This is a genomic window from Leifsonia sp. Root4, from assembly GCF_001425085.1.
In the GTDB taxonomy this organism is placed as follows: Bacteria; Actinomycetota; Actinomycetes; order Actinomycetales; family Microbacteriaceae; genus Microterricola.
Window position 1 is genome coordinate 687,751 of sequence record NZ_LMDN01000003.1, and the last position, 12,212, is coordinate 699,962.

General features: G+C 68.2%; 12 protein-coding genes. 7 read left to right on the forward strand and 5 right to left on the reverse strand.

Annotated elements, in window-relative coordinates:
- Nucleotides 1-40: 40 nt before the first annotated feature.
- The 7 genes from ASC66_RS12905 to ASC66_RS12935 all read left to right on the forward strand — a co-directional run bounded on the left by ASC66_RS12905 (nt 41) and on the right by ASC66_RS12935 (nt 8,526).
- The gene (locus ASC66_RS12905) at nt 41-1,708 is read left to right on the forward strand and encodes an ABC transporter substrate-binding protein (RefSeq protein ID WP_055840109.1); all 1,668 of its coding nucleotides are present in this window, start codon (nt 41-43) and stop codon (nt 1,706-1,708) included.
- Nucleotides 1,686-2,648: an ABC transporter permease gene (locus ASC66_RS12910; RefSeq protein WP_055840111.1), complete on the forward strand. Its 963-nt coding sequence runs from the start codon at nt 1,686-1,688 to the stop codon at nt 2,646-2,648. Before ASC66_RS12905 ends, ASC66_RS12910 begins: the two co-directional genes overlap by 23 nt.
- Complete coding sequence (locus tag ASC66_RS12915; RefSeq protein WP_055840113.1) at nt 2,645-3,493, forward strand: ABC transporter permease; 849 nt, start codon at nt 2,645-2,647, stop codon at nt 3,491-3,493. Before ASC66_RS12910 ends, ASC66_RS12915 begins: the two co-directional genes overlap by 4 nt.
- A complete protein-coding gene (locus ASC66_RS12920) occupies nt 3,490-5,112 on the forward strand; it encodes a dipeptide ABC transporter ATP-binding protein (protein WP_200944815.1) in 1,623 nt (540 codons plus the stop codon). The genes ASC66_RS12915 and ASC66_RS12920 overlap by 4 nt, the downstream gene beginning before the upstream one ends.
- Nucleotides 5,113-5,181: 69 nt before the next feature.
- Complete coding sequence (gene valS, locus ASC66_RS12925; RefSeq protein ID WP_055840115.1) at nt 5,182-7,773, forward strand: valine--tRNA ligase; 2,592 nt, start codon at nt 5,182-5,184, stop codon at nt 7,771-7,773.
- Nucleotides 7,774-7,783: 10 nt separating this feature from the next.
- On the forward strand, nt 7,784-8,245 hold the full coding sequence (locus ASC66_RS12930; RefSeq protein WP_055840120.1) for a GNAT family N-acetyltransferase: 462 nt from the start codon (nt 7,784-7,786) through the stop codon (nt 8,243-8,245).
- Nucleotides 8,245-8,526, forward strand: coding sequence for a hypothetical protein (locus ASC66_RS12935; protein WP_055840122.1), 282 nt, complete (start codon nt 8,245-8,247; stop codon nt 8,524-8,526). The genes ASC66_RS12930 and ASC66_RS12935 overlap by 1 nt, the downstream gene beginning before the upstream one ends.
- 67 nt (nt 8,527-8,593) lie before the next feature.
- Here the strand turns inward: ASC66_RS12935 and ASC66_RS12940 are convergent, their stop codons facing one another.
- The 5 genes from ASC66_RS12940 to sufD all read right to left on the reverse strand — a co-directional run bounded on the left by ASC66_RS12940 (nt 8,594) and on the right by sufD (nt 12,210).
- Nucleotides 8,594-9,442, reverse strand: a complete 849-nt coding sequence (locus tag ASC66_RS12940) for a class I SAM-dependent methyltransferase (protein ID WP_235496894.1) — start codon at nt 9,440-9,442, stop codon at nt 8,594-8,596.
- 82 nt (nt 9,443-9,524) lie between these two features.
- Nucleotides 9,525-9,854: a metal-sulfur cluster assembly factor gene (locus tag ASC66_RS12945; RefSeq protein WP_055840124.1), complete on the reverse strand. Its 330-nt coding sequence runs from the start codon at nt 9,852-9,854 to the stop codon at nt 9,525-9,527.
- 4 nt (nt 9,855-9,858) lie between these two features.
- Nucleotides 9,859-10,623 (reverse strand): Fe-S cluster assembly ATPase SufC, encoded by a 765-nt coding sequence (gene sufC, locus ASC66_RS12950; protein WP_055840126.1) that lies wholly within the window; start codon nt 10,621-10,623, stop codon nt 9,859-9,861.
- Between the two features lie 64 nt (nt 10,624-10,687).
- On the reverse strand, nt 10,688-11,014 hold the full coding sequence (locus tag ASC66_RS12955) for a non-heme iron oxygenase ferredoxin subunit (protein ID WP_055840128.1): 327 nt from the start codon (nt 11,012-11,014) through the stop codon (nt 10,688-10,690).
- Nucleotides 11,014-12,210, reverse strand: a complete 1,197-nt coding sequence (gene sufD / locus ASC66_RS12960; protein ID WP_082492331.1) for a Fe-S cluster assembly protein SufD — start codon at nt 12,208-12,210, stop codon at nt 11,014-11,016. The genes ASC66_RS12955 and sufD overlap by 1 nt, the downstream gene beginning before the upstream one ends.
- Nucleotides 12,211-12,212 lie beyond the last annotated feature (2 nt).

Below are 12,212 nucleotides of genomic sequence, written 5' to 3' on the forward strand. Positions count from 1 at the left end.
CCCGCGCCTCTCTGCCTACTCCCCCAGCAAGGATTCCTGCATGCCCGCGTCTCCCACCACAGCCTCAACGCTGCGTCGTTCGCTGCTGCCGCTCGCGGCATCCGCCGTTCTCCTGCTCACCGCCTGCACCGCACCGGGCGGCGACGCCCAGAGCACCGCGGGCGGCGAGCCCGTGGAGGGCGGCACGCTCGTCTACGCCAGCGGCGACGCCGAGCCGGACTGCCTTGACCCTCACGTCGGCGGCAACTACCCGCAGGCCCTGATCGCCGGCCAGTACCTCGAGTCGCTCGTCTCCATCGACGAGAGCGGAGAGATCATCCCGTGGCTCGCAAGCGAGTGGACGAGCTCCGACGATGGCCTGAGCTGGGAGTTCACGCTGCAGGATGACGTGCTCTTCAGCGACGGCAGCCCGCTCACCGCCGCCGACGTCAAGGCGACCGTCGAGCACATCCAGGACCCGGCCACGGGCTCATCCACCGGCTACCTGGCGCTCGGCAAGGTGACCGGCGTCGAAGCCGTCAGCGACACCGTCGCCCGCTTCACGCTGAGCGCACCGGATAGCGCCCTGCTCGAGTCGCTGAGCATGCCGTGGCTGGCCATCGAGTCGGCAGCCGGCATCGCGCGCGGCATCGACGAGAACTGCCTCGCACCGATCGGCACCGGTCCGTTCGTCGTCGATGAGTGGGTCAAGCAGGACCGTGTCTCGCTCGTGCGCAATGACGACTACACCTCACCGCCGGCCGACGCCGCGCACAGCGGTCCGGCACACCTCGAGGCAATCGACTGGCGCTTCCTGCCGGACTCCGCGTCGCGCTACGCCGCGCTGCAGGCGGGCCAGGTCGACGTGATCGACAACGCGCAGCCGGATACGCTCGCCGCGGCATCCGATGCCGGAACCTTCACCGAGATCGACGCACCCCGCCCCGGCGCCTCCAACCGTCTGGAGCTGAACTCGGGCAAGGCACCGTTCAACGACCCGCTCGTGCGCGAGGCCTTCATCCGCGCCGTCGACGTCAACGACGGCATCGACGCGCTGTTCTTCGGAACGGCCGAGCGTTCATACTCCGCCCTCTCCAGCGTCGAAGCTCTCGGCTACTCCGACGAGGCACTCTTCACCCACGACCTCGAAGCCGCGGAGGCGCTCCTCGACCAGGCGGGTTGGACCGAGAAGGATTCCGACGGCTACCGCGTGAAGAACGGCGAACGTCTCTCCCTCGCATTCCCGGTCAGCACGAACCAGTCGATCCCGGCCGAGCAGTCGCTGTTCGAACAGGTGCAGGCCACGGCGGCAGAGGCCGGCTTCGAGGTCACCATCTCGCCGCTCGACCTCTCCAGCTGGTACGGCGCGCTGTTCAGCAACGACTACGACGTCGTCAGCGCGCCGTACACCAAGGTCGGCCCGGACGTGCTGCGGATCCTCTACCACTCGGCCAGCATCACGCCGGCGCCGAGCGGCTACTTCGCCAACCTCGCCCAGCTGAACGATCCGGAGCTCGACGCCCTGCTCAGCCAGGCATCCGCCAGCCTCGACGCCGACGAGCGTGCCGCCCTCTACGCTGAGGCGCAGGAACGAATCCTCGGCAGCTTCACCGTTCTGCCGCTCTACGACCAGCAGAACCACTTCCTGCTGGGGAAGCAGGTGCAGGGTGCCAGGGCGATCAACACGGTGTCGACGCCGAACTTCTATGACGCCTGGCTCAGCGAATAGGGTTCTCCTCCGAGTCGCCGGCGCCGTCTTCGTACTCTGGGCCGTCGCAACGCTGACCTTCTTCGCGATGCGGCTGATCCCGGGCGATCCGGCGCTGGCGATTCTCGGTGGCCCCGGCTCGCAGGCCTCGCCTGAGGCGCTGGAACAGGCCAGGCGCGAGTACGGCCTCGATCAGCCGATCGCGGTGCAGTACGTCGCGATGCTCGGACGCCTGCTCTCCGGCGACCTCGGCACGTCCTATGCGCTCAAGGTCCCCGTAGCCGATCTGCTCGCCGCGCAGCTGCCCGGCACCCTGCTGCTCGCGGTGTGCTCACTGCTGGTGGCGTGGGTGGTCGCCATCGCGCTCGCGCTGTTCTCGACCGGGGCCGGGCGGATCGCGGCATCCGTCGGCCACGGCATCGAACTCGCCGGGGCCGCCCTGCCGCACTTCTGGCTGGCCACGGTGCTGATCGCCGTGTTCAGCACGAGCCTCGGCTGGCTGCCCCCGGTCTCCTCCGGGGATCTCAGCGGCCTCGTTCTGCCCGTGCTCACCCTCGCCATCCCGCTGGCCGGCTTTCTCGCCGCCATCATGCGGGAGAGCATGCTCGACGCGCTCGCCCAGCCCTTCGTGGTGTCGGCGCGGGCGAGAGGAGAGAGCGAGCTGGGCATCCGGGCCAGGCACGCAATCCGCCACGCCGCCATCCCCGGCGTCGCGCTCTCTGGCTGGGCACTCGGCTCGCTGCTCTCCGGCGCCGTGATCGTCGAGACGATCTTCGCGCGCCCCGGGCTCGGCCGCACCCTGATGCAGGCCGTGACCGTGCGCGACGTTCCCGTCGTCACCGGCGTCGTGCTCGTCGTCGCGCTCATCTACGTCTTGATGACGTTGGCGAGTGATGCGGCATCCGCTCTCGTCGACCCTCGCCAGAGGGCACAGCCCGCCGTGAAGGCGACACAGTCATGAGCGAACTCGAACTCCGCAGCGTCGTCGCCGGCCGTGCGCCGCGCGGCCGCATTCGCATCGGAACGCTGCTGGCCGGGCTGTTCGCGCTGTACCTGCTGGCCGCCTGCCTGTTCCCGGATGCCGTCGCAACGGCCGACCCGAACCAGATCTCGCCGAAGGAGGCGTTCTCGGGCCCTTCCCTCGCGCACTGGTTCGGCACAGACGAATCCGGGCGCGATGTCTACAGCCGCGTGGTGTTCGGCACCGCGAACTCCCTCCTCATCGGCCTGACCGCGACCGCGATCGGACTCCTGCTCGGGCTCATCCTCGCCGTGCTCGCCGCGTTCGGCGGGCGCTTCTTCGACTTCACGGTCAACCGCACGGTCGAGGTGCTCTTCGCCTTCCCCGGGCTGCTGCTCGCGCTCCTGGTCATCGTCATCGCCGGGCCCGGCCCGGTCACGGCCACTCTCGCGGTCGGGCTCTCGACGGCGCCCGGCTACGCCCGGATCATTCGCGGACAACTCGTCGGCATCCGTTCCTCGGGCTACGTGGAGTCGGCGCGCGTGCTCGGCCACCCGCCCACCCGGATCCTGGGACGGCACATCCTGCCGAACGCCCTTGCGCCGCTGCTCGTGCTCGCCACCCTCGGCATCGGCCAGGCCATCGTCTGGGCCTCGGCGCTCAGTTTCCTCGGACTCGGTGCGCTGCCACCGACGGCGGAGTGGGGCGCCATGCTCTCGGCCGGCCGCACCTACATCGGCACGGCGTGGTGGCTCACCGTCTTCCCCGGCCTGATGATCGTGCTCACCACCATCGCCAGCACCGTGCTCGGCCGGGCACTGACCCGAATCGGAGGCCGACCGTGAGCACGACGCCCGTGAGCGCAGTTCCCATCAGCGCAGCGCCCCTGATCGATGTGGTCGGCCTCAGCGTGAGCTTCGGGCAGAGCACCGTCGTGCACGGCGTCGACCTCCGCCTGCGCGCCGGCGAATGCCTCGCGATCGTCGGAGAGTCCGGCTCGGGCAAGAGCGTCACCGCGCGCGCCATGCTCGGACTCGCCGGGCCGAACGCCGAGGTGCGGGCGGAGCGCCTGGAGCTGCTCGGTACCGATCGCCTGGGCGCGAGCGAACGGGCGTGGCGCGGCATCCGCGGCCGCGAGATCGGCCTCGTGTTGCAGGACGCCCTCGTCTCGCTCGATCCGCTGCGCCCCATCGGCCGCGAGATCGGCGATGCGATCCGATTGCACGAGAACCCGGGCGCCGCCGAGACCCACGCGAGGGTGCTGCGCCTGCTGAAGCGCGTGGCGATGCCCCACCCGGAGCGCGCGATCCGTCAGCGCTCCGGCGAGCTGAGCGGCGGCCTGCGTCAGCGCGCCCTGATCGCGGCGGCGCTGGCGCTGAACCCGCCCGTGCTGATCGCCGATGAGCCGACGACGGCACTCGACGTCAGCGTGCAGGCCCGGATCCTCGCCCTCCTGGGCGAGATCAAGGAGCAGGGCACCGGCATCCTGCTGATCAGCCATGACCTCGCGGTCGTCAACCAGCTCGCCGACCGCATCATCGTGATGCGCGGTGGCCGCGTTGTCGAGGAGGGGCCGACACGGCAGCTGCTCGACGAACCGCAGCACGCCTACACCCGCGAGCTCATCGCGGCGATCCCCCGTTCCGCGCCCCGTCCGGCCACGCCAACGACCACCATGCCCACGGCGACCCCGCTCACCGCGCCCGGTGTCCCGCTCGGAGCATCACCGCTGCTGCAGGCGCGCGGGCTGAGCAAGGCGTTCCGCGTGCCGGGCGGGCGCCTCCAGGCGGTCGATGACGTCTCGCTCGAGCTGCAAGCCGGGCAGACGCTCGGCCTGGTCGGCGAGTCTGGCTCAGGCAAGAGCACGCTTGCCAGACTGTTGCTCGGCCTCGACACAGCGGATGCCGGCACCGTCACCCTCGACGGGGAGCCGTGGTCACCGCTGCCCGAGAAGGCGCGCCGCTCACGCCGCCACCGCGTCGGCGCGATCTACCAGGACAGCCTGGGCTCCTTCGACCCGCGCTGGAGTGTCGGCCGGATCGTGCGGGATGCGATCCGTGGACCGGAGACCGTCACCTCGCTGCTCGGGCAGGTCGGGCTCGCGCCGGAGCTGGCGACGCGGAATCCACTCACCCTCTCCGGCGGGCAACGCCAGCGTGTCTCGATCGCCAGGGCGCTCGCCGCGGAACCGGAGTTGCTCATCTGCGACGAACCCGTTTCCGCCCTCGACGTCACCGTGCAGGCGCAGATCCTGGCACTCCTCGCGCGGCTGCAGCGGGAGCGCGGCCTCAGCATGCTCTTCATCTCGCACGACCTCGCCGTCATCCGCCAGCTCAGTGACACGGTCGCGGTCATGCGCGACGGCAGGATCGTCGAGCACGGCACCGCGGAATCACTGTTCACCGATCCGCAGCACGAGTACACGGCGCAGCTGCTGGCCGCTGCCCCGCGCCTCGTCGGGTAACCTTGGTCACAGCTGACATTCAGGCACCTCACCACCGACACGGTGCCGCCCATAACGAACCGGAGCCTCATGACTACCCCCGATCGCGTTCCAGACAAGCCCGTCCTCGAAGGGCTGGAAGCCAAGTGGGGCCCCGTCTGGGAGACCGCGGGCACGTACGGCTTCGACCGCGCCAACGCCACGCGCGAGAAGATCTACTCGATCGACACGCCGCCGCCGACCGCATCCGGCTCGCTGCACATCGGTCACGTCTTCTCCTACACGCACACCGACGTCGTCGCCCGGTTCCAGCGCATGCGCGGCAAGAGCGTCTTCTACCCGATGGGGTGGGACGACAACGGCCTGCCCACCGAGCGCCGCGTGCAGAACTACTACGGTGTGCGCTGCGACCCGACGCTCCCGTACACGGCCGGCTTCGTCCCGCCGTTCGAAGGCGGAGACGGCAAGAGCACCAAGGCTGCCGACCAGCAGCCGATCAGCCGTCGCAACTTCATCGAACTCTGCGAACGCCTCACCGTTGAGGACGAGAAGCAGTTCGAAGAGCTCTGGCGCACCCTCGGCCTCTCGGTCGACTGGAAGCAGAGCTACCGCACCATCGGAGACGAGGCGCTCTTCACCTCGCAGCTCGCCTTCATCCGCAACGTCGAGCGCGGCGAGGCCTACCAGGCCATGGCCCCGACCCTCTGGGACGTCACCTTCCGCACCGCCGTCGCCCAGGCCGAGCTCGAAGACCGCGAGCAGCCGGCCGCGTACCACCGGGTGAGCTTCCACAAGCCGGACGGCGGCACGATCGAGATTGAGACGACTCGTCCAGAGCTCCTCGCCGCCTGCGTCGCCCTCGTCGCCCACCCGGATGACGAGCGCTACAAGCCCCTCTTCGGCAGCACCGTCACCACCCCCATCTTCGGCGTCGAGGTGCCCGTGCTCGCGCACCACCTGGCCCAGCCGGACAAGGGCTCGGGCATCGCCATGATCTGCACATTCGGTGACGTCACCGACGTGGTCTGGTGGCGCGAGCTCCAGCTTCCCAACCGCGCGATCATGGGCTTCGACGGCCGCATCATCAGCGAGGCGCCCGAGGCCATCACGAGCGAGGCCGGCCTCGCCGCGTTCGCCGAGATCGCCGGCAAGACGGTGTTCTCCGCGAAGCAGGCGATGGTCGATCTGCTGCAGGCCAGCGGTGAGATGATCGGCGAGCCGAAGAAGATCCAGCACCCGGTGAAGTTCTTCGAGAAGGGCGACAAGCCGCTCGAGATCGTCTCCACCCGGCAGTGGTACATCGGCAACGGTGCCAAGGACGAGGCGCTGCGTGAGCGCCTGATCACCCACGGCACCGAGCTCAACTGGAACCCAGAGTTCATGCGCGTTCGCTACGAGAACTGGGTCGGCGGCCTCACCGGAGACTGGCTGATCTCGCGCCAGCGCTTCTTCGGAATCCCGATCCCCGTCTGGTACCCGCTGGATGCCGACGGCAACCCCGTCTTCGATCAGCCGATCATCGCCGGCCGCGAGATGCTGCCCGTCGACCCGTCCTCCGATACCGCGCCCGGCTTCGAGGAGGCACAGCGCGGCGTCGCCGGCGGCTTCATCGGCGAGCACGACGTCATGGACACCTGGGCGACCTCCTCGCTCACCCCGCAGCTCGCCGGCGGCTGGGAGCGCGATCCGGAGCTCTTCGACCTCGTCTTCCCGTACTCGCTCCGCCCGCAGGGCCAGGACATCATCCGCACCTGGCTGTTCTCCTCCGTGCTGCGCGCCGAGCTCGAGCACGGCGTCGCCCCGTGGAAGAACACGAGCATCTCCGGCTTCATCGTGGACCCGGACCGCAAGAAGATGTCCAAGTCCAAGGGAAACGTCGTCACTCCTGCCGACATACTGGAGCAGCACGGATCCGACGCCGTCCGCTACTGGGCGGCTTCCTCGCGCCTCGGAACCGACGCCGCCTTCGACCCGCAGAACCCGACCCAGATCAAGATCGGCCGTCGCCTGTCGATCAAGATCCTGAACGCGGCCAAGTTCATCCTGAGCTTCGAGCAGAGCGATGACGCCGCTGCGGCTGGACTCGCCGCCGTCACCGAGCCGCTCGACCTCAGCATGCTGGCCGCGCTGCACACCGTGATCGAGCAGGCAACCGCCGCGTTCGAGAACTACGACCACGCCCGCGCCCTCGAGGTGAGCGAGAGCTTCTTCTGGACGTTCTGCGACGACTACCTCGAGCTGGTCAAGGAGCGTGCATACGCCGACGGCCCCACCCAGGCCTCGGCAACGACAGCGCTCCGTGTTGCGCTCTCCGCGCTGCTGCGCCTGTTCGCGCCGTTCGTGCCGTTCGCCACCGAGGAGGCCTGGTCCTGGTCGAACGATGACAGCGTGCACACGGCCGCATGGCCGGTGCCGACGGATCTGACCGGAGCCGACCCGCGCGTGCTCGCCGCCGCCGGCCAGGCGCTCATCGGCATCCGCCGCGCCAAGACCGACGCCAAGGCATCGCAGAAGACTCTCGTTGCCTCGGCTGTTATCGTTGCTAATCCAGACCAGCTCGAACTGCTCAGGCAGGCAGCAGCTGATCTGAAGGCCGTAGGCCGTATTGAGGAGTTGAGTTTTGTCGAGGGCGCAGAGATTGCCGTCACCGACATTGTGTTCGCTCCGGTGAACGAGAGCTAGGAGAACCAGCATGACTGTGCAGATTCGCCCCATTGCCGATGGTGACTTCTTCAATTGGATCGGCCTCTTCGAGGGCTACACCACCTTCTACAAGCGTGAATTCACCGACCAGCAGGCCCTCATCGTGTGGAGCTGGCTGAGCGACAAGAACCACGAGACCTTCGGTTTCGTCGCGGAGCGCGACGGCGAGCTGATCGGCCTCGCGCACCTGCGCGAGTTCGCGCAGCCGCTTGAGGCCACCCGCGGGCTCTTCCTCGACGACCTCTTCGTCGCGGAGTCGGCCAGGGGCACCGGTGTCGGGACAGCGCTGCTCGAGACGGCCAGGGAGTATGCCAAGGAGCACAAGCTCAGCGGCGTCAGCTGGATCACGGCCGCCGACAACGAGGTTGCACAGGTGCTCTACGACAAGGTCGCGAAGCGCACCGAGTGGATCACCTACGAGATGGATGTCAACCAGGGAAGCGACGCCTGATGCAGCTCGGCAAGCGTTGGGCATTCGGCGAGAGCGCCCCGAGCACTCTGCCCGAGGTCGTCCTCGTGGCGATCGAGGCCGTCGAGAGCGATGCTCCGGATGCCGCGGTCGACCGTTCGAGCTGGCGCTGGACGCTGACCTGGCTCGAGGGCAAGCCCGTGCTCGAGCTCGACGACGGCACGGTGATCCGCTACGACGCCGAGGCAGACAGCGCCACGATCACGCAGCGCATCCCGGCCAGCACGAGCGACTTCGCCGAGAGCGACGACGACGACTGGTAACCGGCACGCTGGTTGAGCCTGTCGAAACCCAGCGGGAACCGGCGGTTGAGCCTGTCGAAACCCCGGGTCACTTCACCGCGATGATCTCGCCGTGGGGCATGCCGAACCAGCCATCGGCGTCCTCGGCCCAGTAGCGCCAGCCGTCTGCCATCGCACGCAGATCGCTCAGGGACGCGGCCCCGGTCTCGATCGCCTGCGCCGCGAAGCTCGACTCGAGCGCGCGTTCTGCCCAGCTGCTCCCCCACCAGTCGCGCTCGGCATCCGTGGCGAAGCACCACATCGACGCCGAGCTCGTCACGGAGGCGAAACCGGCGTGCCGCGCCCACGCCTTGAGCGAGCGGCCGGCGTCGGGGTCTCCGCCGTTGCCGCGGTGCACGGTGAGCAGCGTCTGCAGCCAGTTGTCGAGCGCCGGCAGCGCCGGATACCACGAGGTGGAGCCGTAGATGACGTCGCGCGCGGCGAACACTCCACCGGGCCTCAAGACGCGTCGGATCTCGCGCATCGCATCGATCGGGCGGGCGAGGTGCTGCATCACCTGGTGGGCGTGCACCACGTCGAAGCTGTTGTCGGCGAAGTCGAGGGCGTAGACGTCGCCGACGCTGAAACTCACCGTGTCGACGCCGCTGTCGTGGGCGAGCCCCGCCGCCTGCTCGACGACCTCCGCCGACGCGTCGATGCCGACGACCGTGCCCGGCGCGACGCGGCGGGCGATGTCAATGGAGATCGTGCCCGGACCGCTCCCGACGTCGAGAACGCGTTGGCCGGCGGCGAGGTGCGGCAGTAGATAGGCGGCGGAATTCAACACCGTGCGCCACGAGTGCGATCGCAGGACGCTCTCATGGTGCCCGTGAATGTAGCGCTCGCGCGGGGCGATCTCGCTGCGATCGGCGTCGGGATTCATGAATGCACTGCCCATGATGCGAGCCTACTGCGACGACGAACGGCCCGCCTCCTTCGGGAGACGGGCCGTTCTGTGTTCGATCAGGCGTGTGGGCCGATCACATCGCGAAGCCGAGTGCGCGCATCATGTCGCGGCCGTCATCGGTGATCTTCTCCGGACCCCACGGCGGCATCCACACCCAGTTGATGCGGAACTGCTCGACAACACCGTCCAGTGCCTCTGCTGTCTGCTCCTCGAGCACATCGGTGAGCGGGCAGCCGGCGCTGGTCAGCGTCATGTGGATAACGAGGGCGTCGTTCTCGTCATCCCAGCCGAGGTCGTAGATGAGCCCGAGGTCGACAATGTTGATGCCGAGCTCCGGGTCCATCACGTCCTTGAGCGCCTCTTCGATCTCGTCGTAACGAGCCGGCGCGAGTGTGCTGGTCATAGAACTAGCCTACGTTCGTGCCGGTGAGAAAGCGATCGTAACCCTCGTCTTCAAGGCGATCTGCAAGCTCACGGCCACCCTGCTCCGCGATGCGGCCGTTGACGAAGACGTGCACGAAGTCGGGCTCGATGTAGCGGAGGATGCGGGTGTAGTGCGTGATCAGCAGGATGCCGAGGCCCGTGTTCGCCTTGGCGCGGTTCACGCCCTCCGAGACGATCTTCAGCGCGTCGACGTCGAGGCCGGAGTCGGTCTCGTCGAGAACGGCGAACTTCGGCTTGAGCAGCTCGAGCTGGAGGATCTCGTTGCGCTTCTTCTCGCCACCGGAGAAGCCCTCGTTCACGTTGCGCTCTGCGAAGGAGGAGTCCATGCGGAGGGCGTCCATGGCGGTGCGGACGTCCTTGATCCAGTGACGGATGCTGGGAGCCTCACCCTCGATGGCGGTCTTCGCCGTGCGGAGGAAGTTGGTGTTGCTCACACCGGGCAGCTCGACCGGGTACTGCATCGCCAGGAAGAGGCCGGCACGGGCGCGCTCGTCGACGCTCATGTCGAGTACCTCGACGCCGTCGAGGAGGATGGATCCACCCTCGACGTGGTACTTGGGGTGGCCGGCGATCGTGTACGCCAGGGTCGACTTGCCGGAGCCGTTCGGCCCCATGACGGCGTGGATCTCGCCCTCGTTGATGGTCAGGTCGACGCCGCGCAGGATCTGCTTGGTGCCCTGGTCGGTCTCAACGTTGACGTGCAGGTCCTTGATTTCAAGAACAGACATAGTGTTCAATCTCTTTCGTTTTCGGCGCGCCAGCGCCGGTCAAGTGGGTGCGGTGCCTGAAAGGTCAGACGGCCAGCGTGACGGCCGTGTCGATGTAGATGTCGCCGTCGACCAGTTCAACCTGGTAGACGGGGACCGGCTCGTAGGCCGGGAGGGTGATCGGCTTGCCCGTGCGCAGCGAGAACTGCGAGCCGTGTGCCCAGCACTCCAGCGTGTCATCCTCGACGAAGCCCTCCGAGAGGGAGATGTCGCCGTGGGTGCAGGTGTCGCCGATGGCGAACACCTCCCCGGCGGCATCCTTCACGAGTGCGATGGAGACGCCATCGATGTCGACCTTGACGGCCTGGTTCGTTTCGAGCTCGTCGAGCGCGCAGATCCTGCTCGCGACCATCAGAGCACCGGTCCCGTGAGCTCGGCCTCGAGGACGGCCTGCAGGCGTTCCTCGAGCGGGGCGGACCCGATCTGCTGGATGATCTCGCTGAGGAATCCGCGGACGACGAGGCGGCGGGCCTCCTCCTCCGGAATGCCGCGCGACTGCAGGTAGAAGAGCTGCTCGTCGTCGAATCGACCGGTTGCGCTGGCGTGGCCGGCGCCGGCGATGTCGCCGGTCTCGATCTCGAGGTTCGGGATCGAGTCTGCACGCGTTCCCTCGCTGAGGACGAGGTTGCGGTTCTGCTCGTAGCTGTCGGTGCCGGTGGCCTTCGGGCCGATGAGCACGTCGCCGATCCAGACGGTGCGGGCACCCTCGCCCTGCAGTGCGCCCTTGTAGTTGACGCGCGAGCGCGAGTGCGGCGCATCGTGGTGCACGTACACCTGCTGCTCGAGGTGCTGGCCGGCATCGGCGAAGTACAGGCCGAAGGCCTCGACATCGGAGCCGGACTCTGCAAGGTGGGTCGTCGGGTTCACCCGCACGACCTCACCGCCGAGGGAGACGACGATGTGCTTGAGCTTGGCGTCACGGCCGACACGCGAGAAGTGGTTGGCCAGGTGCACGGCACCGTCGTTCCACTGCTGCACGCTGATGACGCTGAGGTTGGCCGATTCGCCGACGAGGATCTCGACGTTCTCGGTGATGCGAGCGTCGCCGGCGTTCTCGAGCACGATGCGCGCGTTGCTGAACGGCGCGGCCTCGATCACGATGTGGGCGGCGCGGGCGGCTGCCCCGAGCGTGCTGCGGGTGAGCGTGAGCTCCTTCGCATCCTCGCCGGTCACCGAGATGAGCAGTGCCTTCTCGAAGTTGGTCCACGCGTTGGCGGATGCCCGCTCCTCCGGCTTGCCGGCGGAACCGATGCGGGCGTCGTCGCGGTCGATCCAGCTGACGGTGACGCCTGCGGCCTCGGCCGCGCTGAACTCGAACGGCGAACCGTCGAGCTCGCCGTCGAGCAGATCGGCGAACTTGGCAACCGGGGAGAGCTTCCACACGGCCTCACGGCCGGTGATGACCGGGAAGTCACTGTGCTCGAAGGAGGCGAAACGCGCCGAGCGGGTCTGCACGGGGGCGAGCCCCCAGCCTCCGTCGCTGTGCTTCTTCAGGCCGTGCTGGCCGGGTTCGACGAGGCTCGCGGTCGGCGTCTCGGAAGTGGGCATGG

Coding starts and splice junctions, on each gene's coding strand:
- ASC66_RS12905 (WP_055840109.1), top strand. CDS start 41: ATGCCCGCGTCTCCCACCACAGCCTCAACGCTGCGTCGTTCGCTGCTG.
- ASC66_RS12910 (WP_055840111.1), top strand. CDS start 1,686: ATGACGCCTGGCTCAGCGAATAGGGTTCTCCTCCGAGTCGCCGGCGCC.
- ASC66_RS12915 (WP_055840113.1), top strand. CDS start 2,645: ATGAGCGAACTCGAACTCCGCAGCGTCGTCGCCGGCCGTGCGCCGCGC.
- valS (WP_055840115.1), top strand. CDS start 5,182: ATGACTACCCCCGATCGCGTTCCAGACAAGCCCGTCCTCGAAGGGCTG.
- ASC66_RS12930 (WP_055840120.1), top strand. CDS start 7,784: ATGACTGTGCAGATTCGCCCCATTGCCGATGGTGACTTCTTCAATTGG.
- ASC66_RS12935 (WP_055840122.1), top strand. CDS start 8,245: ATGCAGCTCGGCAAGCGTTGGGCATTCGGCGAGAGCGCCCCGAGCACT.
- ASC66_RS12940 (WP_235496894.1), bottom strand. CDS start 9,442: ATGGGCAGTGCATTCATGAATCCCGACGCCGATCGCAGCGAGATCGCC.
- ASC66_RS12945 (WP_055840124.1), bottom strand. CDS start 9,854: ATGACCAGCACACTCGCGCCGGCTCGTTACGACGAGATCGAAGAGGCG.
- sufC (WP_055840126.1), bottom strand. CDS start 10,623: ATGTCTGTTCTTGAAATCAAGGACCTGCACGTCAACGTTGAGACCGAC.
- ASC66_RS12955 (WP_055840128.1), bottom strand. CDS start 11,014: ATGGTCGCGAGCAGGATCTGCGCGCTCGACGAGCTCGAAACGAACCAG.
- sufD (WP_082492331.1), bottom strand. CDS start 12,210: ATGCCCACTTCCGAGACGCCGACCGCGAGCCTCGTCGAACCCGGCCAG.